Origin of the sequence: Rhodococcus sp. 14-2483-1-1 (assembly GCF_002259335.1) — a bacterium.
GTDB lineage: Bacteria > Actinomycetota > Actinomycetes > Mycobacteriales > Mycobacteriaceae > Rhodococcoides.
Genome location: NZ_NPFX01000003.1, coordinates 150,248 through 174,067, shown reverse-complemented (window position 1 = coordinate 174,067; position 23,820 = coordinate 150,248). Strand labels below are relative to the sequence as shown.

Here is a 23,820-nt window from a genome sequence, read left to right as displayed (position 1 = left end):
CGATCGTGAGTAGAGACCGTCCCGCACCACCGTTGCCCGAGCCCGTCGGCACCCTCGTCGACGCGCACACCCACCTCGATGCGTGCGGCGCGTCCGACGCGGCGAGTGTGGCCGCGATCGTGGACAAGGCCGAGTCCGTCGGCGTCACCCGCGTGGTCACCATCGCCGACGATCTCGAGGCCGCGCGCTTCGCCGTCGACGCTGCGTCCTGGGATCCGCGGGTATGGGCCGCGGTGGCCATTCACCCCACCCGCGCGAATGTGCTCGACGACGCCGCCAAGGCCGAGATCGAGCGACTGGCATCCGATCCGCGCGTGGTTGCCGTCGGTGAGACCGGGCTGGACTACTACTGGCCCGGCAAGCTCGACGGTTGCGCGACGGTGGCCGAGCAGCACGAGGGATTTCGCTGGCACATCGATCTCGCGAAGCGCGTGGGCAAACCCCTGATGATTCACAACCGTGAGGCAGACGAGGACCTGCTGGCAGTTCTGAGATCGGAGGGTGCCCCCGAGACGGTGATCTTCCACTGCTTCTCGGGCGGTCCCGAGACCGCGACGGCCTGCGTCGACGCCGGCTACGTCCTCAGCTTTTCCGGGACGGTCAGCTTCAAGAACGCGCATGCCCTGCGCGAAGCCGCGGTGCTGGTGCCCGACGAGTTGGTGCTGGTGGAGACAGACGCACCGTTCCTCACCCCACATCCGTTCCGCGGCGCACCGAACGAGCCGTACTGCCTGCCGTACACCGCCCGGGCCTTGGCCGAAGTTCGCGATCAGGATCCGGCCGAGCTGGCGGCGCACGCGACTGCCAATGCCGAGCGGGTGTACGGCCTGTAGCAGCTGAAGTTGCGGCGCGGGTACTAATTCGTTACCGTACCGTGACCGAACTCGGCGTTTCGCGTACCGAGTCACGCTCGCAACCGCCAGGAATACGAAACTTGTCGACTATCAGACGTCTCAACTCCGCCCGTTCGACCACGCTCTACCTGGTCATCGCGGCCCTGTTGATGACGCTCGTCGCCGGTGGCGTGATGGCCGTGAGCCGTCACAAGACCGTGACCATCGACGTCGACGGCGACATGATTTCGCTGAGCACGATGAAGACCGACGTCAACAGCGCCCTGGTCGACGCCGGCTACGCGCCGTCGGACAAGGATCTGGTTGTTCCCGCCCCGGACTCCGGGCTCAACGACGGCGACACCGTGGTGCTGCGCCGCGCCCGTGAGATCACGCTGAACGTGGACGGCAAGCCCGAGGACATCTGGACCACCGCCCTGACCGTCGACGAGGCGCTGCAGCAGACCGGTTTGGCCGAGGACGTGCACGTGTCCGCGTCCAGATCCGAGCGACTGCCCCTCGACGGAACCGAGCTCGATGTGGCTCTCCCCAAGCAGGTCTCGCTGGTCGACGGCGGATCCCCGGTCACCCCGGTCACTCTGGCCGCACCGACCGTGCGTGAATTCCTCGAAGCAGCGGGCAAGCCGCTGGAAGAGGCCGATACCGTCACCCCGGATCCGGACGCCACCGTCACCGACGGCGTAGAGATCGTCGTGACGCGCGATCGGACCGTGACCAAGTCCGAGACCACCGATGTCGATGCTCCCGAGCAGCGCATCGAGGATCCGACGATGAACATGAGCAAGACCGTCGTCGAGAATCCCGGCGCTCCCGGTGTCTCCGATATCACCTGGAAGATCAACATGGTCAACGGTGTCGAGGTCGGCCGCGAGAAGGTCGACGAAGTGGTCAAGGTGCCAGCGCAGCCGAAGACGGTTCGCGTCGGAGCCAAGCCCGGTACCGAGGTGCCGCCGGTGGAGAACGGGGCGATCTGGGACGCGCTTGCCCAGTGCGAGGCAACCGGGAACTGGGCGATCAACACCGGCAACGGTTTCTACGGCGGCGTGCAGTTCGACCAGAACACCTGGGAACGCCAGGGCGGCCTCAAGTACGCTCCGCGCGCGGATCTCGCCACCCGCGAGGAGCAGATCGCCATCGCATCGGTGACGCAGAAGTCCCAGGGTTGGGGCGCATGGCCTGCCTGCACCTCGCGCTTGGGTTATCGCTAGTCACGTAGAGTTTCGCCCGTGTCCGAACATGTGAGGGGATCTGCGGCTCTTCTCGGTCCTGCCGAGGTCCGCTCGTTGGCCGCCGAGCTCGATGTACGGCCCACCAAGCAGCTCGGCCAGAACTTCGTGCACGACGCCAACACCGTCCGACGCATCGTCGCCTCCGCCGGAGTCGGCCCGCAAGACACGGTGCTCGAGGTCGGCCCCGGCCTCGGTTCGCTGACACTCGCGCTGCTCGATGTCGCCGAGGCCGTCATCGCCGTCGAGATCGACCCCAAGCTCGCGACCCGTCTGCCGATCACGGTGGCCGACCGGGCCCCGACTCTGGCCGACCGCCTGACGGTCATCGAGGCCGACGCCCTTCGTATCCGCGCCGCGGAGATTGCCGGGGAGCCGACCGCCTTGGTGGCCAATCTTCCGTACAACGTCGCCGTTCCCGTGCTGATCCATCTGTTCTCGGAACTGCCGAGTCTTCGGGTGGCTGTGGTGATGGTCCAGGCCGAGGTGGCCGATCGACTCGCCGCGGTGCCGGGAAGCAAGATCTACGGCATCCCCAGCGTCAAGGCGAGATTCTTCGGTGACGTCAAAAGGGCAGGAGCAGTGGGTCGTTCGGTGTTCTGGCCAGTCCCCAAAGTCGAGTCGGGCCTGGTTCGCATCGATCGGTATGCCGAGCCACCGTGGCCGACGGACACCGCGCATCGCAAGGCTGTCTTCTCCGTGATCGATGCCGCATTCGCGCAGCGGCGCAAGACTTTACGAGCAGCCCTGGCGGGGTGGGCAGGCTCCCCGGTCGCCGCCGAACGGCGACTTCGCGAGGCCGGAATCGACCCGACGGCACGCGGCGAGACCATCGACGCCGCAGCCTTCGTCCGTTTGGCCGCCACCGAAGCCTGACCGTCAGAACGGGTTCAGGGTCACTTCGAGTGCGCCGGACGACGTGACCCGCTGCGGATTGAGCTGCTGAATCAATGCTCCCGAGGTGAGCGTGATCGTGTACTCGACCCACCCGAGGCCGGTGTCGATGTACGCCTCACCCCACGGATACCTCGCGGTTCTGTCCTCGTGTGCGACGCCCGAGGCGCCGGTCGTCGTGTTGCGCCACTGCACTTCGGTGTGCGAAGCGAACGACAGAAAACGCCAGTTCTGGCTGTAGATCGGGTCGGTGGTCGGCGGCTGTGCGGTGATCGCCAGGAATGCGTGATACGGCCCGCCGAAGTCGGATCGAAGGCCGCTGTAACCGTTGACCTCGAGCGTGTAGGGCGCTTCCCAGGGGTACGCGCTCGGGATGGACACGGTCGTGAGATGGGAATGCGGTGCAGCCGCCGCCGTGCCACTCGAGACGAACAGCGCTGCCACCGTCATCGCCAGCGCCACCAGTGCCGTCGTCCATCGTCTTCGCATGTCGAACCCCTGTTCGTCGACGCCTCGTCAGATGCTGAGCAATGCTATTGGCATTCCGCGTCGCTGCGCGTCACGTTTCCGTATCGAACCAAGTGGTTCGTTCAGAGGTGGATGTCCGACAGTCTCGTCAGCTCGGTCCACCTCGACGCCGCACCGCGGGCCGCGGCCACCGGTGCGTAACGATCGGCTTCGATCAGAGGGTCCAGCTCGAGACCGGTCGCCGACGCGATGTCGGCCACCGGAACCTGGTATGTCCGGTAAGGGCCGAGGGGCGGGGGATCGGTCTCGAGTCGCAGCGGTTTGTCGAGGATCGGGTCGAGAGACGGCGACTGGTCCAGCACGTAGCCGGTGCATGCAGGATTCGAATCCTGCGACCACACAGCGATTTTGAAGAACCGTCGCGGAATGGCGATGCCTCGGTAGATGGGATCGTCGTCGGCGAATACGCAGCCGCTGAACACCGAAAGACGTCGGCCGTATTGCTCTGCGTAGCCCAGAACGTAATCTTCGAGCCCGAGCCACAGTGTCTTCGATTGGTTCAGCGTGGCCGTCTGCGGAGCGCACACCGTGTAGTGGAAGGTGTCCTCGTTGGCGCGGGTGGCCACCGACAGCTCGCCCCACACCGGGTCTCGCCTGCGAACCAGGTGTCCGCGATCGAGGTCGTTGTTGGAGTACAGCTCGTTACCGGCCTGCTGCGACGGCGGCAGGCGGTCGTCCAATCGCCAGTCGTCGCCCCGCTCGACATCCTTCAGGCTGGCCCCGTCGATGTTGACACCGGTGACCGCGGCGAGGCGTCGGTCGGGGTCGATGGACACCGAGAAGTGCGTGTACGGCAGTACCACCACACCCGCGCGATCGGGCAACGGAACGTCGATGTCGGCCAGGAACTTCGGGTCGAAACCGAATGGTGTCGTCATCGGTCCATTGACTCACGTGTCGGTTACCGGAGAGTGAACCGCCGCGAGGTACCGGTCGGTCAGTCTCGCGTGTCGCTCTGCCACGACTCGGCATTCCTCACGCAATTCCGGTGGATCGAGCACGGTGAAATCGGTGTCGAACGCCGCCAGCCATCGCGCGATCGACGGCAGCGAATCGCCGGACAGCACCACCGCGCAGGTGTGCTCGTCGATGGATTCGATTGCGCCCCATTGTTCGTCGATCATCGGAGCGATAGTCTCGATCGGTGCATGCAGTGCGATCCTCGCCTGCACCTGAGTGAACGCGCGATCGATTCCCTTCGAGACGAACGCGGCCGCCCCGCCTGCAGGCAACTCTCGCGGGGTGAACCGAGGACCTGTCGGAATCTTCGGAATCAGGCGATCCACTCGATACGATCGCCAATCCTCCCGCAGCACATCCCATCCCAGCAGATACCAGCGTGCCCCTGCCCGCACCAGACTGTACGGTTCCACCTCACGTCTGGACTCGGAACCGTCGTGCTTGCGGTAATCGAATCGCAGCCGCTCGTGCCCGTGACACACCGCCGCCACCGTCGACAGCACCGAAGCGTCCACCGCCGAACGCGGCGTCTGTTCCACCACGTCGATTCGCAGCGCATCGAGCCGATGGCGGATGCGCGACGGCATCACCTGCCGCAGTTTTGTCAGTGCCCGCAGCGACGCCTCGCCGATGCCTGCCACCGACCCACCGGCGGCGGACTGCAACCCGAACGCCACCGCCAGTGCCTCGTCGTCGTCGAGTAGCAGCGGCGGCATCTCGGCACCGGGGCCGAGCTGATAGCCGCCGCCCACCCCCGGCGTCGCATTGACCGGGTAACCGATATCGCGCAGCTTGTCCACATCGCGTCGCAGCGTCCGTGGGGTGACATCGAGCCGCTCCGCCAGCTCCGCGCCCGCCCAATCGCGACGGGTCTGGAGCAGGGACAGCAACCGCAGCAGCCGTGCCGAGGTTTCTTTCATGCTCACACGATGCCACGCAATGCGGACATGTTCGGTCCGCATGCAAAACCCTGGTGGTGAACTCGGCCGCTGTTTCTCCACTACTGTGGTTACTCGTGCTGTCTGTCGTTCCCACACCCGTTGTCGTTCGGGCCCCGTCGAAGGTGAACTTGCATCTCGCGGTCGGTGACCTGCGTCCCGATGGCTTTCACGAGTTGACGACGGTGTTCCAGGCGCTCTCGCTGTCCGACGAGCTGTCGGTGATTCCGGCCACGTCGCTCTCGGTTCGGGTGCGCGGCGACGACGCGAAGGTGGTTCCCACCGATTCGCGGAATCTGGTGTGGAAGGCCGCGGTGTTGCTGGGGCGTCGAGTCGGGCGTGAGCCGTCGGTGGAGATCACGATCGACAAGGGCATCCCGGTGGCCGGAGGCATGGCAGGCGGAAGCGCCGATGCCGCCGCGACGCTGGTGGCGCTCAATGCGATGTGGCATCTGGATCTCTCTCGCGACGAGCTGGACGAGATTGCGGCCGAACTCGGTAGCGACGTGCCGTTCTCGTTGCACGGCGGCACCGCGGTGGGAACAGGACGCGGTGAGAAGTTGCTTCCGGTGCTCTCGCGCAACAGCTTTCACTGGGTACTGGCGTTGGCCAAGGGCGGTCTGCAGACGCCCGCGGTGTACAACGAGCTCGACGAGTTGCGTGCCAAGGGCAGTCCGCCTCGCCTCGGTGGCACCGAGGATCTGATGCACGCGCTCACGTCCGGTGATGCGCGAGCACTCGCACCGTTGCTCGGCAACGATCTGCAGGCTGCTGCGGTGTCGCTGATGCCACAGCTGCGTCGCACCCTTCGAGCGGGGGTCACGGCCGGGGCGTTGGCGGGCATCGTCTCGGGCTCGGGCCCCACGTGTGCGTTTCTGTGCGCCGACGCCGATGCGGCGGTGTCGGTGAGCGCTGAACTGTCCGGTGCCGGCGTGTGCCGCACCGTCCGTGTTGCGAGTGGGCCGGTTCCCGGCGCTCGTGTTGTCACTAATGAATCGATTGGTTTTTCCTGATGGTCAATCTCGTCAATCTCGAAAACGTCAGCAAGTCCTTCGGCGTCAAGCCGTTGCTCGACGGCGTCTCCCTCGGTGTGCAGGAGGGCGAGCGCATCGGCATGGTGGGCCTCAACGGCGGTGGCAAGACCACCACACTCGAGGTTTTGGCCGGTCTCGAACCGCCCGATTCGGGACGCGTCAGCCGAGTCAACGGCCTGCGGATGGCCGTCGTCACTCAGCGTGGCGTGCTTCCGCCCGGGTCGACCGTCGGCCAGGTGGTGCTCGACCCACTCGGAATGGCCGAGCACGAATGGGCCGGTGATTCTCGGGTGCGCAACATCCTGACGGGCATCGGCATTGCCGATCTCGGACCGGTCGGCAGCTCCGGGCTCGACGCGTCGATCGACAATCTGTCGGGCGGCGAGCGGCGTCGCGTCGCCCTGGCTGCGGCGCTCGTGCAGGACCTGGACTTGCTCGTGCTCGACGAGCCCACCAACCACCTGGACGTCGAAGGAGTGCAATGGCTCGCTGCGCACCTGGTGTCGCGTCGCAGCGCACTCGTCGTGGTCACTCACGATCGGTGGTTCCTCGATACCGTCGCCAATCAGACGTGGGAGGTCGTCGGGGGTGGTATCGAAACCTACGAGGGTGGCTACAACGATTGGGTCTTCGCGCGGGCCGAACGGTCCCGTCAGGCCGACGCATCCGAGGAGCGGCGTCGCAACCTCGCCCGCAAGGAACTTGCATGGCTGCGCCGCGGTGCTCCTGCGCGAACGTCCAAGCCGAAGTACCGCATCGAGGCTGCGGAGGCATTGATCGCCGATGTACCGCCGCCTCGTGACTCCGTAGCACTGTCCTCCTTCGCGCAGCGTCGGCTGGGCAAGGTGGTCATCGAACTCGAGGACGCGCGCCTGGAAACTCCCGACGGCCGTGAGTTGGTCAAGGACTTCACGTGGCGTCTGGCTCCCGGCGAGCGCGTCGGTCTGGTCGGCGTCAACGGTTCGGGTAAGACGACGATGCTCCGCACGCTCGCCGGTGAACTGCAGCCCGCCGCGGGCAAGCGCATTCAGGGCCAGACCGTCAAGATCGGTTGGCTGAAGCAGGAATTGGACGACTTACCCAAGAAGCTGCGTGTCCTCGACGCGGTCAAGGAAGTGGCCGAGCGGATCACGTTGGGCGACAAGGAGATTTCTGCTGGGCAGCTCGCGGAAAGGCTGGGCTTCACCCCCGCTCGCCAGCGCACACCGGTCGGAGATCTGTCCGGTGGCGAACGTCGCCGCCTGCAGTTGACGCGAGTTCTGATGGCCGAGCCCAACGTGCTGTTGCTCGACGAGCCCACCAACGATCTGGACATCGACACACTGCAGCAGCTCGAGGACATCCTGGACGGCTGGGCGGGCACGCTCGTCGTCATCAGTCACGACCGGTACCTGATCGAGCGCATCTGTGACTCGACGTGGGCACTGTTCGGCGACGGCAAGCTCACCAACCTTCCCGGCGGCATCGAGGAGTACCTGCGTAGGCGGGCCGTCCTCGCCGCCGACGCGACGCCGGACTCGTTGACCACCGGCGGGGCACCGCGCAAGGCAACCCGTGATGCGGCCTCGGAGCGGGCAGCCCGCAAGGAACTGAGCAAGCTCGAGAAGCTCGTCCTTCGGCTCTCCAAGCGTGAGGTCGAGCTGCACGCAGAACTAGTCGACGCGTCGACCGAGCAGAGCAAACTCGTCGCTCTCGACACCGAGCTCAAGCAGGTTCTTGCGGACAAGGACGTTGCCGAGGAACGGTGGATGGAACTGGCCGCCGAGCTCGAGTGAGCGGCTCCGCCGCATGTGGCAGGAGTGGAGCCTGCGGAACGACCCGGGGTACTAGTTGGCTCGTAGCCCACTACGAAGTTTCGCTCACGTGCCCGATGCGCATACTGGACACATGGCATCGGTGGTCGCGGAAGTACTCGGTTCGGATTTCTCCCGTCTGCATCCCAAGGTTCAGTGGCGCTTCGGATTGAAGTCCTCGGACCATCTCGCCCAATTCGGGGTTGGCGTGATGGAGGAGATGACGCACTCTCGGCTGGTGCCGCCGCCGTTGTTGTGGGCCGGCCGCAAGCGTGGACTGTTCCCCGCCGGTGTGGGCAAGGACGTGCCGTTCACCATTGCCAACTACGCGTATGTCGACGAACTGGGCCGCGAGACACTGTCTTTCGTGCGACGCTTCGCCTTCGTCGGCCATCCGCAGGGGATGAACTCGGTGATGGTCTCCTCGGCGGAATCCGACGCGTATGCCCTGGACTATCTGGGATTCTCCTCGGACATGGTGGTGCACACCAGGTGTGAGGTCGACGATGAGGGCGGTCTGATACTCGAGAGCGAAGTGCCGAGATTCCTGCTCGGCCCGCTGGCGCCGAAGTTGCCGAAGGTGGCGTCGGCGCTGACGATCGGCCGGGAGTGGTGGGACGCAGCCGAGGAGCGGCATCGCATCGAGATCAAGGTGCAGAGTCCGGTGCTCGGCCAGTTGTTTCTGTATCGCGGATGGTTCACCGCAGAGGAGAGGCCGTGTCGACCTGCCGACATCCCCGGTGACGCGCGCCCGCGATCGGTGGAGTCTCGCGAGTAGCGCGCGCTACTGTTACGCGTCGAACGATGCGCGTGTGAAGGAGTCAACTGTGGCCGTTGTCGAAGCCGAGGTGTCCGGCGGGGTCGGACATATCGTCCTGAATCGGCCGGAGGCTCTGAACTCGTTGAACGGTGCCATGATCCAGGGCATCCGAGACGCTCTCGATGCGTGGCGAGACGACGATGCTGTCGCGTCGGTTCTGGTGACGAGCGGTTCGCCGCGGGCGTTCTGCGCGGGCGGAGACATCAAGGCGATTCGGCAGGCAGTCGTCGACGGCGACCACGACGCCGGTCCGCAGTACTTCGCGGCCGAGTACGATCTCGACGAACTGATCGCGAACTACCCCAAGCCGTACATCGCCGTCATCGAGGCCGCGGCCTTCGGCGGAGGTCTGGGTATCTCGATTCACGGCAGCATCCGCATCGTCACCGAGAACGCGGTGCTGGCCATGCCGGAGACGGCGATCGGCTTCGTGCCGGATGTGGGGTCGAGCTATTTTCTGTCGCGGCTGCCCGGTCGTGTCGGGCGTTACCTGGCGCTCACGGGTACGCGCATCACCGGATCGGACGCTCTCGCACTCGGATTGGCCACGCACTTCTGCCCGAGCGAGGTGGTGGACGAGCTGAAGGCCGACATCCTCGCCGGCACCGATATTCACGAAGCGCTGGAGCGTCACACCACGGCACCGTCGTCGACGGAGCTGTCGTTCGACGCGGAGGCGGTGGCGGCGGTGTTCGAGAAGAAGTCTCTCGTCGACATCATCGACGCACTCGAGTGCGATACACCGTGGTCGCGCACAACGAAGACTCAGCTGGCGACGTTGTCTCCGACGTCCCTGATGGCCACCGACGCGCTGATTGCGCGCGGAGCAGACAGCACGTTGCGGGAATGCCTGGACCGCGAGTTGCGAATGGCTACCTGGATCATCACCGAGCCGGATTTCGCCGAGGGTGTACGCGCAGTGTTGGTCGACAAGGACCGCGCACCGCAGTGGAAGCCTCTGGTACTCGAAATGGTGCGACCAGAGGTCTTCCAGCAGCTGTTGTGACCGTCTGGGGTCAGCGGTAACCCTTGGCCGGGTTCTGCAGGTCCAGCACGATGGTCTGGCCGTTGGAACGCACGTGGATCTCGGGGTTCTGCAGGCCACCCGAGACGAGGTATTCGCCGAGAAGCTGCAGCAGCTCGTCGGGGCCGACCGAGGTATCGGGGGTGCGGATGTCGCCGGTGCGGCTGCCGAGCTCGTTCTGGGTCAGCCGGCCTGCGATGCGTACCGAGGCGACGCCCATGGCGGTACGACGGTCGGGAGCCTGGCCACGCCCGAGCGTCGGCGTGGAGCCGGTCGATCCGTGAGACGTGGAGCGGCCGTTGGTGGGCAGGCCGTGTTCTGAGATCTGATCGCTTGTAGTCACTTCAACCTCGTTCGATTCCGTGGCGGGCTTCTCTGGACGACGTCGATCCGCGCGGGGGGTCGCTGAATCCGTGACGGACGACGTTGCTGGTGCAGGCGTTGTTGCGGACGCCTTCTCGGTGGGCGTGGCCGCTTCGGCCGATTTCTCGGTGGTTGCGGCCTCGACCGCCTTCTCGGCGGGCGCTGCCGCCGAAGAATCGGTGCGGGCACTGGTGGGCGAAGTGGAGCCGGACTTCGGCGGCGTCGCCAAACGATGCGCAGGAGCGCCACCGACCTTGATCCCGGCCAATGGGTAGTTCGATCCCTGTGTCGTCATGTCGTCTTCCACTTCATCGTGTTCCCAGGTGACTCGGTGCCGAGATGTCACGATCGGATATCGATCAGGACGACTCACTCGGCGTCGAGCACGCCAAAACGTACTCTAAGTTTGTTCGGACACACTGAGAGTAGCATCACGATTGTTTAAGACGCTATTTTTCGACCGATGTATTTGTTCTGGATCCTGAACCACACGGCAAAACCCCAGGCGACGAACGCGGCGTACACCACGTAGAGAGCCGCGGACGGGTAGAAACCGGCGACGACGAGCAGCGGTACCCCCACTACGTCCACCGCGATCCAGATCAGCCAGAACTCTGTGAGTCCGCGCGCCATTCCGAAGGTGGCCAGCATCGATCCGGTGAAGATCCACGCGTCGGCCCATTTGCCGAACGAGCCGAGATAGCCGAAGAGCTGCGCGAACACCACCGTGCCGACGACCGCGACCACGAGCATGGCGGTCCGTTCTCGCGCAGTACCCCACCGCGGGAGCACAGCGGCCCCCGATCGCTTGGAATCTCGCATCCAGCGCACCAGCCCGTAGACACTCACGGCGATGAACATCAGCTGGCGTCCGGCTTGGCCGTAGAGATCGAGTGCCTGCGGTGTATGGAACACGCCGCCCAGAAACACGGTGAACAGCAACGCGTTTCCGATGATGCCCACCGGCCACGCCCACACGACGCGTCGCATCCCACCGATGGCCGAGAGCAGCCCGAAGCCGTTGCCGACCACCTCACGCCACAGCACGGGGTGGCCGAACACGCTGAATTCGGCATCGAGCAGATCGATCAGCACAAGGTGCTACTGATCGCCCGCGGCGACGAGCGGTTCGAGGGTCAACTCCGGCATTTCCTTCTGGATGTACTGCAAGCGCCATTTGTCGCTGACGAGTGCCAGCAGGGCCCCGTCCGTCCGGGTGAAGATTTCGACCCCACGCTGACGACCCAGTTCGACGGCCGATGCCGCGTCGGTCCGCCGGGCAAGTGAGTACCCGAGGGGTTCCATCCGGGCGTCGACGCCGAATTCGGTCTTCATTCGTGCGGTGACCACCTCGAACTGCATCGGACCGACGGCCGCGAGCACCGGGGAGGCGTCGCCGCGAATGTCGTTGCGCAGCACCTGAACCACGCCCTCGGAGTCGAGCTGCTCCACGGCGCGGCGGAACTTCTTGTACTTGTCCGCACTGTCGACGCGCAGTGCCGAGAAGTGCTCGGGCGCGAACGACGGGATCGGCGGAAATTCGACCTTCTTGTCGGAGTACAGGGTGTGGCCCGGAGCCAGCGCGGTCGCGTTGACGAGGCCGACGATGTCTCCGGGGTAGGCGTTCTCGACCGTTGTGCGATCGCGACCGAACACCGTCAGGGCGTACTTGGTGGTGAACGGCTTCTTGGTCTGGGCGTGCGTGACCACCATTCCGCGCTCGAAGACGCCCGAGACGACGCGCATGAAGGCGAGCCGGTCTCGGTGGGCGGTATCCATACCTGCCTGCACCTTGAACACCACAGCGCTGAACGGGTCGGTCACCTCGCGCACGCCGCCGGAGACGTCGTCGCGGGATCCCGGCGCGGGGGCCAGGGCCACCAGGGTGTCGAGGATCTGCCGGACGCCGAAGTTGAGCATCGCCGAGCCGAAGATCACCGGCGAGGTCTGGCCGGCCAGGAACATCTCCTGATCGTGCCGCTGACCGCTCGAGATCAGTAGATCGCTTTCCTCGACCGCGGTCTCCCAGTCGACGCCCTCGCGTTCTGCGGCTGCCTCGGCCGACATGAATTCCTCGGGAGCGATGGTGGCGCCGCCCGCGGTGCGCGTGAAGCGGATGTAGCTGCCGTCCTGCACGTCGAGCAGCCCGCGGAAATCACCTGCTATTCCGACGGGCCAGTACAGCGGCGTCGGAGTCAGGCCGATCCGCGACTCGATCTCGTCGAGCAACTCCAGCGGCGACTGGCCCGGGCGGTCCCACTTGTTGATCACGGTGATGACCGGGATGCCGAACTGGCGGCACACCTGGAACAGCTTGAGAGTCTGCGGTTCCAGGCCCTTGGCGGCGTCGATGAGCATCACGGCCGCGTCGACGGCCGTGAGCACGCGGTAGGTGTCCTCGGAGAAGTCGGCGTGGCCCGGAGTGTCGACGAGGTTGATGACGTTGGTGATCTCGGCATCGGGTGATGTGTGGTAATTGAACTGCAGGGCAGTCGAACTCACCGAGATTCCGCGGGCCTTCTCCATCTCCATCCAGTCCGAGACGGTGGAGCGGCGGCCGGCTTTGCCGTGGATGGCTCCGGCCTCGGAGATGACGCGGGCATGCAGTGCCAGTGCCTCGGTGAGCGTCGATTTACCGGCGTCGGGGTGAGAGATCACCGCGAATGTTCGACGCCGGGCGACTTCGGTCTCGAGCTCTTTGGAGGGGTTTCGAGAAGGCCCGGAATCGCCGCGCACTGCCGGTCCGGACCCTTCGAGCGCTGCGTCGACGTCGGGGGTACTGGACGGGGTACTCACGAAAACCTCATTCTCGTAGAAGGCGGCACCGACACGGTGACCGGGCAGAAATCCTGCGTTCGAATTCTCAGGATACGCGGCCTGTTGTGCCTCGCGGGCGGGGCGGGACTGCCTACTGTGTTCGGTGGGGCGGGATCCACCTCACGAGGAGACGCGCGTTGAGCAAGTTCACCGAGGAAATGTTCGAGACCGCGAGCACCAGCAAGCGAGGTCTGGTCACGGGCGAGCCCGATGAGGCGCTGCGGCAGTCCTGGGGCGAAATTCACGAGCAGGCGCGTCGAATGGCAGGCGCGTTGGCCGACGCGGGCGTCGTGCACGGTGACGCGATCGGCATTCTGGCCGGTCAGCCGGTGGACATCGCACCCGCGTGTCAGGCGACGTGGATGCGCGGAGCATCGGTGACGATGCTGCATCAGCCGACTCCGCGGACCGACCTCGCCGTGTGGGGCGAGGACACCGAGACCGTCGTGCGGATGATCGAGGCCAAGGCCGTCGTTCTCGGGGCCCCGTTCGACATCGCCGCCCCGGTGCTCGAGGAGCGCGGCATCACCGTGTTGAAGATCGAGGACATGAAGACCGGTCGCGATATCGATCCGGTGCCGACGGCAGAATCCGATATCGCGTTGCAGCAGCTGACGTCCGGTTCGACCGGTTCACCGAAAGCCGTACGGATCACGCACGAAAACTTCTACGTCAATGCGTACGCGATGATCGACCGCATCGAGTTCGACGTCGAGTCCGACGTGATGGTCAGTTGGCTGCCGCTGTTCCACGACATGGGTATGGTGGGCTTTCTCTCGGTGCCGATGCAAGTCGGTGCCGAGGTCGTCAGCATCACTCCGCTGGACTTCCTGCGTTCGCCGCTGCTGTGGGCCAAGCTCATCCACAAGTACCGCGGAACCGTCACGGCGGCACCGAATTTCGCGTACTCACTGCTTGCGCGTCGGTTGCGCCAGGCCGAGGACGATCTGGACCTCGACCTGTCCACTCTGCGTTACGCCTGGAACGGGGCGGAGCCTGTCGATCCGGACACGATGATCGCGTTGGCAGAGGCCGGCGCCCGGTACAAGCTGAACCCGTTGGCTCTCGCGCCGGTGTACGGAATGGCGGAAACCACTCTGGCGGTGTCGATTCCGGACCCCGCTCGCGGTCAGGTGATCGACGTGGTCGACGCGGACCTGCTCGAGACTCTGGGTCGAGCCGTTCCGTCCACCCGTGGAAACACAAGATCTCTCGCCACCCTCGGCAAATTCGTGCCGGGCCTCGAGGGCCGCGTCGTCGACAAGGAGGGGCAGGTGCTGACCGCTCGAGGTGTCGGCATCATCGAAGTGCGGGGCAAGGCCGTCACCCCCGGGTACATCACCGTCGAGGGGCCGGTCTCGACGCAAGACGCCGACGGCTGGCTCGACACGGGCGATGTCGGCTACATCACCGAGGAAGAACTGGTGGTCGTCTGCGGACGCATCAAGGACGTCATCATCATGGGCGGTCGCAACATCTATCCCACCGACATCGAACGGGCAGCACAAACCGTCGCAGGTGTGCGGCCCGGCAATGCCGTTGCCATCCGGCTCGATGCAGGCGACAAGCGTGAAAGTTTCGCTGTAGCCGTGGAAACCAACGACATCGGCAATGCGGACGAGGTCAAGCGCATCGAACGTGAGGTGGTCCACGCCGTGCACTCGGAGGTCGGAGTGCGACCCCGCACCGTTGCCGTACTCGGACCGGGCAGCATTCCCAAGACGTCGAGCGGCAAACTGCGACGTGCCAATTCGGCGTCACTGATCGCCTGAAACGGCAGGAGACCTCACACCTTTTTTGCGGGGTGTGCGCGTGCGTTCGGAAGCGAGAACAGGCGCGCACCTCACAACAGGGGTGTGAGGTTCGCCAGCATCAGCGCGGATGCACCCTGTTCTGGGCTGCTTCGAGCCCGGCCGAGAGTAGAAGTTCGGCGGCGTCCGCGGCTTCTTCGACGACGACGCCGAGATCCTTGCGTTCGGCGGCCGAGAACGGCTTGAGGACGAACGATGCAGGATCCATTCGTCCGGGTGGGCGTCCGACGCCGACGCGAACCCGCAGATAGTCCTTGGTGCTCAGATGCTGCGAGATCGAGCGCAGCCCGTTGTGGCCACCTTCGCCACCGCCGAGTTTGAGTCGGAGAGCGCCGAAGTCGATGTCCAACTCGTCGTGCACCACCACGATGTTCGCCGCGTCGATGGAGAAGAACCGTGCCAACGCGGCCACCGGCTGGCCCGAGAGATTCATGAACGTCCGCGGCTTGGCGACGACCACCGAGCGACGCCCCAGACGTGCCTGCACGATGTCGGAATTGGACTTCTTGTGCGAGGAGAACGCCCCGCCGATGCGTCCGGCCAAGGCGTCGGCGACCATGAAACCGACGTTGTGGCGGGTCTTTTCGTACTGCGGGCCAGGATTGCCGAGCCCGACGATCAGGGCCGGCGCTTCGGGGTCAACACTCACGGTCGTCATTCTCTCATCGGTGATTCGAAACGAACGGCGCGCCGGTCCCGTGGGGGAGCGACGCGCCGTTCGACGTGGTGGGTGAGAATCAGCTCTCGTCGGAGCTTTCCTCGTCCGTGGACTCTGCTTCTTCCTGAGTCTCGGCTTCGCCCTCTTCGGAGATGGGCTCGGTGCCTTCGCCGTCGGCCTCGAGGTCTTCCTCGGACGGAGCCTCGACGACGTTGACGAGGAGCGTCTCGCCGTCGGACACCAAGGTGACGCCGGACGGAAGGTCCAGGTCGGCTGCGGTGATCTGGGTACCGATCTGAGCCTCTTCGACGGAGACGACGAAGTTCTCGGGGATCTCCAGTGCGTCGGCCTCGATCTCGACCGCGGTCGAGTCGGTGGTGACGAGGGTGCCCGGTGCGGCGTCGCCCTCGACGATGATGTTGACCTCGACGGTGACGCGCTCGCCCTTCTTCAGGACGAGGAGGTCGGCGTGCTCGATGCTGCGACGGATCGGGTGCACGACGATCGACTTGGTGAGCGCCAGCTGCGACTTGCCGGCGATGTCGAGGGTGAGCACAGCGTTGGTGCCGTCGTTACGCAGCACAGCCGCGAACGCGCGAGCGTCCAGCGCGAGGTGCTGGGGATCGGTGGCGTGTCCGTACAGAACGGCGGGAACGAGGCCGTCGCGACGTGCGCGGCGAGCTGCGCCCTTGCCGAATTCGGTGCGGACCTGCGCGGTGAGATTGTTTACCTTCGATGCCATGGTGCTACATGCTCCTGATTACTGTGGTTCGTGCGGCGTACTTCGTCGGGCGGTCAAGCTCGTCGGGGCGGACACGAACGAGCGCGGCCAACGGGGCCGAGCCGCGTCGATAACGGTGGATCCTGAAATCGTGGATCTACCCTCGCCGAGACAACCTGGAAGACAATACACGACCACGTCATGTGCGCGGGAGTTCGACCCCTGCTACGAACTTTCGCGCACCTGCGAGCGCAGCGAGCAACTCGGCGGCAACATCACGCGCCACGGATATCGCATCGTCACGGCCGCCCGCGGTTCCCATCACCACCGCACCCTCGTGCAGTACCGACAGTCGCGATCCCAGCTGTTCGGCGTTGGCATACCCGGCGTCGTCGGCCAATCGCGCGAACAGCGATCTGGTCCATTCCTTCTCGGACTTGATGATCTCGAGTACCGGGCTGTCGGTGCCGCCGAACTCGGCGAACGCGTTGACGAATCCGCAGCCGCGATGGTTGTCGCGCATCCACAGATCGAGGGCGTCGTACACCCCCAGGATGCGCGCGTCTCCCGGGGCGAGGGATTCGACGTACCGGCTCACGTGCTCGCACCACAGGCCGTAGCGGCGGGTGAGGTACCGCTGGACCAGGCCGTCCTTGGAGCCGAAGCGGTCGTACAGGGTCTTCTTGGTGGTGCCGGCTTCCTCGGCGATGAGGTCGACGCCGACGGCGCGAATTCCGCGGGCGTAGAACAGCTCGCTGGCGACGGTGAGAATGCGTTCTCCGGCGGGGGTGAGTGGCTTGTCGAGCATGGTTGCCTTCCGAAAGCGCTGGTGGGAAGCAGGTGCACTGCGAGTATACAGACCTGTATGTTTACATCGCTGCATGAAAGCAAATGTCGACGCCGTCGCAGGTACTGCCCTGGTGGTGCTGTGGAGTTCGGGGTTCATCGGAGCCGAGCTCGGTACAGCGCAAGCCCCCGCGCACACGCTGCTGGCCTGGCGCTATGTCGCGGCCGTGGTGCTACTGATCGCCTGGTGCCGATATCGACGGCTGACACCGACCTGGCACGCCATCCGAATTCACGCCGTCCTCGGCCTGTTCTGCCAGTTCCTCTACCTCGGGGCCACCATCACCGGCATCGGGATGGGCGTGCCGCCAGGTGTCGCCGCGCTGATCGCCGCCCTGCAGCCTCTGCTGGTCGCGTTGGCGTCGAGCAGGATCTTCGGCGAACGTGTCGGGGCGAGGCAGAGTCTGGGACTCGTCGTCGGCATCGTCGGGGTAACGCTGGTCGTGGTGGGGGACATGTCCGGTGCGGATCTCGCCTGGCCCGTCTACCTGCTACCGGCCGCCGGGATGCTGGCTCTGTCGATAGGGACGATCGGTCAGCGAATCCTGGCACCGAAGGAGCCGATCGCGCTGTCGATGGCCATCCAATGTTCGGTCAGCGCAGCCGGTTTCATGACATGGAGCATGCTGGCCGGAGATGCCGCACCGCCGATGACGGTGGGTTTCGGATTGGCCGTCGCCTGGACCGTGGTGCTGTCGACCTTCGGCGCATACGGCGCGTATCTGTTCGTGGTGCGTCGCAGCGGGCCCACCCGCGCCAGTGTGCTGCTTTACCTGACTCCGCCGACGACCATGGTGTGGGCCTGGCTCATGTTCGGCGATGCGATCACCTGGGTTGGAGTGGGTGGCCTCGTGGTCTCGGCAATCGGTGTGGCTGCCTATGTGAGCGGAACTTCGACCCCTGCTACGAGCCCGGAGTGGAGCCTGTGGAACGACCGGAGAGCCGGTCACTCACCTGCGAGCGCAGTGAGCATCGTGTCCAGTTCGGCGAACGTGACGAAATAGTGGGGAGATGCGCGCACCACGGCGTCGAGTCCCCGGCCCGTCATGTCCAGTCGCGTCGAGCTGCGGTGGCTGACGGTCACCGTCACTTCCTCGGCGGCGAGTCGGTCGCGAACAGTGACGGGATCTTCACCGTCGACGGTGAAGGAGACGATGCCACTCTTGCGATCGCCCAGATCCTGCACCGTCACCCCGGGGATTTTTCGGAGTCCGGCGCGAAGGTATTCGGCACGTTCGGCGACGGCTTCTTCGACGTGGTCGATGCCGAGCTCGAGTAGATAGTCGACGGCAGCGCCGAGTGCGAGCCTGGCCGCGACGTCGCATTCCCAGAACTCGAATCGTGTGGCGTCGTCGGCCATTCGGTAGGTGGAGGCGTCTTCCCATTGAGCGCTGTGCAAGTCGAGGGCCGGCGGATGCAGCGTCGACGCCAATCCTGGACGCAGGTAGAGAAATCCGGTTCCGCGCGGGCCACGAAGCCATTTGCGTCCGGTGGCGGACAGAGCGTCGACATCGAGCTCGGCGACGTCGACACGCATCTGCCCCATGGACTGGCAGGCGTCGAGCAGTACCAGGGCACCGTGTCGGTGGGCGAGATCTGCGACAGCGCGAGCGGGATTGATCAGACCGCCGTTGGTGGGTGCGTGCACCACCGAGACCAGCTTGACGCGATCGTCGAGCATGGTTGCCAGCGCGTCGATGTCGATTCGTCCCGATTCGTCGCTCGGAATCACCTCGACGATCGCTCCGGTGACCTCGGCGCGGTGGAGGGCGGAGATCGCGTTGCTGGCGTATTCGGCCTCGCACAGCAGAATTCGATCACCGGGGGAGAGCGGCACCGAGTAGAAGAAGTCGTTCCACGCGCGCGTCGCGGAGTCACTCAGTGCGATGCTCGACGCCGAAGCCCCGATCAACGTTCCGATCGATGTCTTCACCGCGGCGAGGTCGTTCGCTCGTTCGGTTGCGGCCCGGTAGCCACCGATTTCCGCTTCCCGGCGCAGGTGCGCGACGGCGGTGTCGACGACGACGGTCGGCGGCAACGAGGAGCCGGCGCTGTCGAGGAAGACCCGACCCGACGCACCGGGGGTGTCGCGGCGAATGCGGTCGTGATCGAGCATGGTCGTCCTTCCTGTCAGGAACTCTCGGCATCAGGGTTGCACAATCGGTAGCCTCGATACGACGCGGGATCACGGCGTTTTCGATCCCCGCAGCTGGGTACGTTCGGTAGCGAAGAACGTGGTGAGTGCGGAAAGAAGGAAAAAGTGTCGTCGAACGAGAAATCCCTCGAGCTGAGCACACGCCCAGCAGCCGAGGCGTACGTGTCGAAAGTGTGTTTCAAGCTGGGGCCACCGGCCCTGATCGGTGCCGAACTCGAGTGGCTCACTGCCCTCGACGACGGAACGCGTCCCAGCCTCTCTTCGCTTGCAACTGCACTCGGTGATCACTCCCCGCGCAGTATCGCCCCCGAGTCACCCGCCCTGACGTTGCCGGGCGGAAGTATGGTCACCGTCGAACCCGGCGGCCAAGTCGAATTGTCCAGTTCGCCTTATACATCCGTTTCCGATCTCGCACCGATGCTCGACGCCGATGCCCGGTTGTTGCGAGACATGCTCGAGGACTCCGGCATCGGCATCCTGGCGGTTCCGGCCGATACCGCGCGTGCTCCGGAACGGCTCCTCGTCCTGCCGAGATACTGCGCGATGGAGAACCGATTCACCACCATCGGCCCCTATGGCAAATTGATGATGTGCAACACGGCTGCCGCGCAGGTGAGTGTCGACGCCGGTCGTGATCGAGCCGAGGTTGCCGCGCGTTGGCGAATGCTCCACGTCATCGGCCCGGCCTTCGTGGCGGCATTCGCGCGATCCCCGGAACTCGAGGGAGCCCCCGAAGGAGTATGGGCGTCCCAGCGCATGCGGACGTGGCTCGAACTCGATTCCAGTAGAACGGATTCCAGCAGAACCGCGGTTCCCACTACCGGAGACCCGATTTCCGACTACGCGCGGTGGGCTCTCGACGTGCCGCTGCTCTGCATACAGGGCGTCGACCAGAACTGGGAAGCGCCCGCGGGTACGACGTTCGCACAATGGTTGGCCGATCCAGGTGTCGTCGGGCGCGCACCAACATACGGGGATCTCGACTACCACCTGACCACCCTGTTCCCTCAGGTTCGAGCGTGCGGTCACCTCGAGATCCGTTACCTCGATGCCCAGCCGGACGGGCAGTGGGTGGTTCCTGCGGCGGCGTTCGAGGCGCTGTTGTCGACACCCGAGCTGGTGGCTCGCGCCACCGAGATCGGAGCAGGGACCGCCGGACGTTGGATCGACGCGGCGCGCGTCGGGCTGGGCGACCGCGATCTCCGCTCGGCCGCAACCGAATTGCTGAACCTCGCGGCGGAGTTCGGCGGCCTGCACGCCGACAACCTGTCGGCGGCCGCTCGCCGATGTCACTCCGGCGAGCCCCCGAGCGAATTCGACTCTGCGACGCGGGAATTCCACACTCGAAAGGAATCGGTGTGAGCGCCGAACAACTCAGGAACAGGATCGAAACGGTCCTCACACGCAGCCGCGCCCGCAGCGCAGCACTCACCGATTGCGTGGACGAAACCGAACTGATGGCGCAGCATTCGCCGTTGATGAGCCCGCTGGTCTGGGATCTCGCGCACATCGGGAGTCAGGAAGAACTCTGGCTGGTTCGCGACGTCGGTGGCCGTGACCCAGTGCGTCCCGATATCGACGAGCTGTACGACGCGTTCAAGCATTCGCGTTCTTCACGAACGTCGCTTCCGTTGCTCACTCCCGACGAGGCGCGCCTCTACGTGCAAACCGTTCGAGACAAGGCCTGGGACGTGCTCGACCGCAGCACATTTGCGGGCAGGCCGGTCGAGAAGCACGGATTCGCGTTCGGCATGATCGCGCAGCACGAGCAGCAGCACGACGAGACCATGCTGGCGACGCATCAATTGCGCTCGGGGCCCGCTGTTCTCGCCGCCCCTGCGCCGCCGTCGTCTGCGGTTCAGGTCTCGGGTGAGGCGATCATCTCCGGTGGGTCGTTCTCGATGGGCACCTCACTCGACCCGTGGGCGCTGGACAACGAACGTCCGGCCCACCCGGTGCACGTGCCCACGTTCGCGATGGACCGCGCCCCGATCACCAACGCACAGTTCGTCGAGTTCATCGAGGACGGCGGATACCGACGCCGCGATCTGTGGACCGAGAAGGGTTGGCAGCACCGCGTCGAGGCCGATCTCAGCGCTCCGCAGTTCTGGGAGCGCGATTCCGACGGCACGTGGTGGCGTCGTAGCTTCGGGGTGCGCCGTCCGGTGCGTCCGCACCAACCCGTCGTTCACGTGTGCTGGTTCGAGGCCGACGCGTACGCCCGGTGGGCGGGCAAGCGCCTACCGACGGAGGCGGAGTGGGAGAAGGCCGCGCGCTTCGATGCCGAGACCGGTATCAGCTGTGCCTACCCGTGGGGCGACGCCGAACCCACTGCGGCGTATGCCAATCTGAATCAGCGGCACCTCGAACCGGCGGACGTGGGCGCGTATCCGGACGGTGCGTCCGCGGACGGCGTGCACCAACTCATCGGTGACGTCTGGGAATGGACGTCGTCGGACTTCGAGCCGTACCCCGGATTCGAGGCGTTCCCCTACGCCGAATACTCCGAGGTGTTTCTTCGAGGCGATTACAAGGTGTTACGCGGCGGCTCCTTCGGCACCGACGAAGTGGCGTGTAGGGGCACGTTCCGTAACTGGGACCACCCGATTCGCCGGCAGATCTTCAGCGGCTTCCGGTTGGCCCGCGACGTCGAGCCCAGCTGAATGTGCCGTCACCTGGCATATCTCGGCCCCCGCACGTCCGTCGGGGGAGTGCTCACCGACGGTGAACACAGTTTACGTGTGCAGTCGTACGCCCCGAACGACATGCGCGGCGGGGGCACCATCAACGCCGACGGGTTCGGCGTCGCGTGGTGGCAGGACGGTTCGGTGCGCAGCTACCGCAATCCGATGCCCATCTGGACCGATCCGGCGGTCGATGATGTTCTGCCGCAGCTCTATTCGACGTCGGTGATCGCCGCGGTGCGATCGGCCACGGTGGGAATGCCGGTGGAACGATCGGCCTGTGCGCCGTTCACCGACGGCCGTTGGGCGTTCAGTCATAACGGTGTGGTTCGCGGCTGGCCCCACTCGCTGACCGACCTGTGGTCCGAGGTGCCACCGGTCGATGCACTCACGTTGCCTGCTCCGACCGACGCAGCCGCAGTCTGGATCGTGTTGCGGCAGTTACTCGACACTCTCGACCCGCCGGCAGCCCTCGCCACGTTGGTTCGGCGCATCGAAGCGCGTGCGCCGGGGTCCAGGCTCAACTTTCTCCTCGGCGATGGGGAGAACATGTACGCCACCGCAGTGCATCACGCATTGTCGGTCCGTCGTTCCGATGACGCCGTCACCATCGCATCCGAACCGACCGACGACAGTACCGACTGGACGCACGTCGACGACCGCAGTCTTGTTGTTGCCACGGCGTCGGAGTTCACCGTTTCCCGTCTCGACGAAGAGGAGCACACATGAGCACTGTCGAGGTACACCTCGCAGACACAGCATTGGTGGACGAATTACGCAAGGATGTGCGAGACGGGTTGACGTCTTCGCCGAAGTGGCTCTCGCCCAAGTACTTCTACGACGCACTCGGCAGCGAGTTGTTCGAGCAGATCACAGTGTTGCCGGAGTACTATCCGACCCGCACCGAGCGGGCACTCCTCGAAGAACATGCCCTCGACATCGCCGAGGCAACCGAATCGACGATGTTGATCGAGTTGGGCTCGGGCTCGTCGGAGAAGACGAAGATACTGCTCGCTGCTGGGGTCAAGCATGGATCACTGAAAACGTATGTGCCGCAAGATGTATCCGTTACGGCGCTCGAGGGAGCCATCGAGCAGATCGCCCAGGAGTTCCCCGCTCTCGAGGTGCACGGCATCGTCAGTGATTTCACCGACACACTGCACAATCTGCCGGCGGGTAACTCACGCACCATTGCGTTTCTCGGCGGCACCTTGGGCAACCTCATCCCCGAGGAGCGCGAGGAATTTCTGAAGGCCATCGCCGACGCGCTCGATCCAGGAGAGCACCTGCTGCTCGGTGTCGGGCTGGTCATCGACCCGAAGGTTCTCGTTCCGGCGTACGATGACGCGGCCGGGGTGACGGCGGAGTTCAATCGAAACGTGCTGTCGGTGATCAATTCTCGCCTGGGCGGAAACTTCGATGCCGACGCGTTCGAGCATGTTGCGCTCTGGAATGCCGAGCAGGAGTGGATCGAGATGCGGCTACGGGCCTCGTCGCCGCAGGAGGTGTATCTGGCCGATCTCGATCTGCCCGTGCACTTCGACGCCGGTGAGGATCTGCGCACCGAAATCTCGGCGAAGTTTCGACCGGAAGGCATCACCGAAGAACTCGCCGCCGCGGGATTCGATGTCGACCATCTGTGGTCCGATGCAGAATCTCGCTTCGCGCTCATCCTCGCGCGCAAGGGTGGGTAG

Annotated in this window: 24 protein-coding genes; 14 read left to right on the top strand and 10 right to left on the bottom strand. The window is 65.1% G+C overall.

The window, feature by feature from the left end:
• Window positions 1-5 precede the first annotated feature (5 nt).
• From CH294_RS02535 to rsmA, 3 genes are all read left to right on the top strand, one after another.
• Window positions 6-833 (top strand): TatD family hydrolase, encoded by an 828-nt coding sequence (locus CH294_RS02535; protein ID WP_094736909.1) that lies wholly within the window; start codon window positions 6-8, stop codon window positions 831-833.
• Window positions 834-934: 101 nt separating this feature from the next.
• Window positions 935-2,062, top strand: coding sequence for a resuscitation-promoting factor (locus CH294_RS02530; RefSeq protein WP_094736999.1), 1,128 nt, complete (start codon window positions 935-937; stop codon window positions 2,060-2,062).
• 18 nt (window positions 2,063-2,080) lie between these two features.
• Window positions 2,081-2,956 (top strand): 16S rRNA (adenine(1518)-N(6)/adenine(1519)-N(6))-dimethyltransferase RsmA, encoded by an 876-nt coding sequence (gene rsmA / locus CH294_RS02525; RefSeq protein WP_094608289.1) that lies wholly within the window; start codon window positions 2,081-2,083, stop codon window positions 2,954-2,956.
• 3 nt (window positions 2,957-2,959) lie between these two features.
• Here rsmA and CH294_RS02520 read toward each other — a convergent pair whose 3' ends face one another.
• From CH294_RS02520 to CH294_RS02510, 3 genes are all read right to left on the bottom strand, one after another.
• Window positions 2,960-3,463 carry a hypothetical protein gene (locus CH294_RS02520; protein WP_094736908.1) on the bottom strand — a complete coding sequence of 168 codons (504 nt, stop codon included), beginning with the start codon at window positions 3,461-3,463 and terminating at the stop codon, window positions 2,960-2,962.
• Window positions 3,464-3,564: 101 nt separating this feature from the next.
• Complete coding sequence (locus CH294_RS02515) at window positions 3,565-4,380, bottom strand: DNA/RNA non-specific endonuclease (RefSeq protein WP_094736907.1); 816 nt, start codon at window positions 4,378-4,380, stop codon at window positions 3,565-3,567.
• A 12-nt stretch (window positions 4,381-4,392) separates the two neighbouring features.
• The gene (locus CH294_RS02510; RefSeq protein WP_032377274.1) at window positions 4,393-5,382 is read right to left on the bottom strand and encodes a YafY family protein; all 990 of its coding nucleotides are present in this window, start codon (window positions 5,380-5,382) and stop codon (window positions 4,393-4,395) included.
• A gap of 95 nt (window positions 5,383-5,477) precedes the next feature.
• Here CH294_RS02510 and CH294_RS02505 point away from each other — a divergent pair, with 95 nt between their 5' ends.
• The 4 genes from CH294_RS02505 (at window position 5,478) to CH294_RS02490 (ending at window position 10,053) form a co-directional block, all read left to right on the top strand.
• Window positions 5,478-6,413, top strand: a complete 936-nt coding sequence (locus tag CH294_RS02505; RefSeq protein ID WP_032404895.1) for a 4-(cytidine 5'-diphospho)-2-C-methyl-D-erythritol kinase — start codon at window positions 5,478-5,480, stop codon at window positions 6,411-6,413.
• Window positions 6,413-8,209, top strand: coding sequence for an ABC-F family ATP-binding cassette domain-containing protein (locus tag CH294_RS02500; RefSeq protein ID WP_032377273.1), 1,797 nt, complete (start codon window positions 6,413-6,415; stop codon window positions 8,207-8,209). Before CH294_RS02505 ends, CH294_RS02500 begins: the two co-directional genes overlap by 1 nt.
• A gap of 112 nt (window positions 8,210-8,321) precedes the next feature.
• Window positions 8,322-9,005, top strand: coding sequence for a DUF4166 domain-containing protein (locus tag CH294_RS02495; protein ID WP_032377272.1), 684 nt, complete (start codon window positions 8,322-8,324; stop codon window positions 9,003-9,005).
• Window positions 9,006-9,054: 49 nt separating this feature from the next.
• Window positions 9,055-10,053 (top strand): enoyl-CoA hydratase/isomerase family protein, encoded by a 999-nt coding sequence (locus CH294_RS02490; protein WP_094736906.1) that lies wholly within the window; start codon window positions 9,055-9,057, stop codon window positions 10,051-10,053.
• A gap of 10 nt (window positions 10,054-10,063) precedes the next feature.
• Here CH294_RS02490 and CH294_RS27740 read toward each other — a convergent pair whose 3' ends face one another.
• On the bottom strand, window positions 10,064-10,414 hold the full coding sequence (locus CH294_RS27740; RefSeq protein WP_230592571.1) for a hypothetical protein: 351 nt from the start codon (window positions 10,412-10,414) through the stop codon (window positions 10,064-10,066).
• A 70-nt stretch (window positions 10,415-10,484) separates the two neighbouring features.
• Between CH294_RS27740 and CH294_RS27735 the strand changes: the two genes are divergently transcribed.
• On the top strand, window positions 10,485-10,709 hold the full coding sequence (locus CH294_RS27735; protein WP_230592570.1) for a hypothetical protein: 225 nt from the start codon (window positions 10,485-10,487) through the stop codon (window positions 10,707-10,709).
• Between the two features lie 166 nt (window positions 10,710-10,875).
• Here the strand turns inward: CH294_RS27735 and pnuC are convergent, their stop codons facing one another.
• Together pnuC and CH294_RS02475 are read right to left on the bottom strand one after the other, a co-directional pair.
• Window positions 10,876-11,529 (bottom strand): nicotinamide riboside transporter PnuC, encoded by a 654-nt coding sequence (pnuC, locus tag CH294_RS02480; RefSeq protein ID WP_094608285.1) that lies wholly within the window; start codon window positions 11,527-11,529, stop codon window positions 10,876-10,878.
• A 6-nt stretch (window positions 11,530-11,535) separates the two neighbouring features.
• Window positions 11,536-13,170 carry a peptide chain release factor 3 gene (locus CH294_RS02475; RefSeq protein ID WP_249305014.1) on the bottom strand — a complete coding sequence of 545 codons (1,635 nt, stop codon included), beginning with the start codon at window positions 13,168-13,170 and terminating at the stop codon, window positions 11,536-11,538.
• 218 nt (window positions 13,171-13,388) lie between these two features.
• On the opposite strand from CH294_RS02475, the gene CH294_RS02470 reads away from it, so the two are divergent.
• Entirely contained in the window at window positions 13,389-15,023 is a 1,635-nt protein-coding gene (locus tag CH294_RS02470; protein WP_032404289.1) for a fatty acyl-AMP ligase, read from the top strand.
• A 100-nt stretch (window positions 15,024-15,123) separates the two neighbouring features.
• On the opposite strand, the gene pth is transcribed toward CH294_RS02470, so the two are convergent.
• The 3 genes from pth to CH294_RS02455 all read right to left on the bottom strand — a co-directional run bounded on the left by pth (window position 15,124) and on the right by CH294_RS02455 (window position 17,249).
• On the bottom strand, window positions 15,124-15,711 hold the full coding sequence (gene pth / locus CH294_RS02465) for an aminoacyl-tRNA hydrolase (RefSeq protein ID WP_230594531.1): 588 nt from the start codon (window positions 15,709-15,711) through the stop codon (window positions 15,124-15,126).
• 88 nt (window positions 15,712-15,799) lie between these two features.
• Window positions 15,800-16,462 (bottom strand): 50S ribosomal protein L25/general stress protein Ctc, encoded by a 663-nt coding sequence (locus CH294_RS02460; protein WP_032404287.1) that lies wholly within the window; start codon window positions 16,460-16,462, stop codon window positions 15,800-15,802.
• 178 nt (window positions 16,463-16,640) lie between these two features.
• Window positions 16,641-17,249 (bottom strand): TetR/AcrR family transcriptional regulator, encoded by a 609-nt coding sequence (locus CH294_RS02455; RefSeq protein WP_052058788.1) that lies wholly within the window; start codon window positions 17,247-17,249, stop codon window positions 16,641-16,643.
• 73 nt (window positions 17,250-17,322) lie between these two features.
• On the opposite strand from CH294_RS02455, the gene CH294_RS27170 reads away from it, so the two are divergent.
• Window positions 17,323-18,291, top strand: coding sequence for a DMT family transporter (locus CH294_RS27170; RefSeq protein ID WP_170944557.1), 969 nt, complete (start codon window positions 17,323-17,325; stop codon window positions 18,289-18,291).
• On the opposite strand, the gene CH294_RS02440 is transcribed toward CH294_RS27170, so the two are convergent.
• Complete coding sequence (locus CH294_RS02440) at window positions 18,234-19,403, bottom strand: aminotransferase class V-fold PLP-dependent enzyme (RefSeq protein WP_094736905.1); 1,170 nt, start codon at window positions 19,401-19,403, stop codon at window positions 18,234-18,236. The genes CH294_RS27170 and CH294_RS02440 overlap by 58 nt on opposite strands.
• Window positions 19,404-19,547: 144 nt before the next feature.
• Between CH294_RS02440 and egtA the strand changes: the two genes are divergently transcribed.
• From egtA to egtD, 4 genes are read left to right on the top strand one after another with little or no spacing between them, the layout of a single operon-like run.
• Window positions 19,548-20,804 (top strand): ergothioneine biosynthesis glutamate--cysteine ligase EgtA, encoded by a 1,257-nt coding sequence (egtA, locus tag CH294_RS02435; protein ID WP_094736904.1) that lies wholly within the window; start codon window positions 19,548-19,550, stop codon window positions 20,802-20,804.
• Window positions 20,801-22,105 carry an ergothioneine biosynthesis protein EgtB gene (gene egtB, locus CH294_RS02430; protein WP_170944556.1) on the top strand — a complete coding sequence of 435 codons (1,305 nt, stop codon included), beginning with the start codon at window positions 20,801-20,803 and terminating at the stop codon, window positions 22,103-22,105. Before egtA ends, egtB begins: the two co-directional genes overlap by 4 nt.
• Entirely contained in the window at window positions 22,106-22,855 is a 750-nt protein-coding gene (egtC, locus tag CH294_RS02425) for an ergothioneine biosynthesis protein EgtC (protein WP_094736902.1), read from the top strand.
• Window positions 22,852-23,820: an L-histidine N(alpha)-methyltransferase gene (egtD, locus tag CH294_RS02420; protein ID WP_037155214.1), complete on the top strand. Its 969-nt coding sequence runs from the start codon at window positions 22,852-22,854 to the stop codon at window positions 23,818-23,820. The genes egtC and egtD overlap by 4 nt, the downstream gene beginning before the upstream one ends.

Coding starts and splice junctions, on each gene's coding strand:
- egtC (WP_094736902.1), top strand. CDS start 22,106: ATGTGCCGTCACCTGGCATATCTCGGCCCCCGCACGTCCGTCGGGGGA.
- CH294_RS02495 (WP_032377272.1), top strand. CDS start 8,322: ATGGCATCGGTGGTCGCGGAAGTACTCGGTTCGGATTTCTCCCGTCTG.
- CH294_RS02440 (WP_094736905.1), bottom strand. CDS start 19,403: ATGCTCGATCACGACCGCATTCGCCGCGACACCCCCGGTGCGTCGGGT.
- CH294_RS02510 (WP_032377274.1), bottom strand. CDS start 5,382: ATGAAAGAAACCTCGGCACGGCTGCTGCGGTTGCTGTCCCTGCTCCAG.
- CH294_RS02520 (WP_094736908.1), bottom strand. CDS start 3,463: ATGCGAAGACGATGGACGACGGCACTGGTGGCGCTGGCGATGACGGTG.
- CH294_RS02500 (WP_032377273.1), top strand. CDS start 6,413: ATGGTCAATCTCGTCAATCTCGAAAACGTCAGCAAGTCCTTCGGCGTC.
- CH294_RS02515 (WP_094736907.1), bottom strand. CDS start 4,380: ATGACGACACCATTCGGTTTCGACCCGAAGTTCCTGGCCGACATCGAC.
- CH294_RS02455 (WP_052058788.1), bottom strand. CDS start 17,249: ATGCTCGACAAGCCACTCACCCCCGCCGGAGAACGCATTCTCACCGTC.
- CH294_RS02460 (WP_032404287.1), bottom strand. CDS start 16,462: ATGGCATCGAAGGTAAACAATCTCACCGCGCAGGTCCGCACCGAATTC.
- CH294_RS27170 (WP_170944557.1), top strand. CDS start 17,323: ATGAAAGCAAATGTCGACGCCGTCGCAGGTACTGCCCTGGTGGTGCTG.
- egtD (WP_037155214.1), top strand. CDS start 22,852: ATGAGCACTGTCGAGGTACACCTCGCAGACACAGCATTGGTGGACGAA.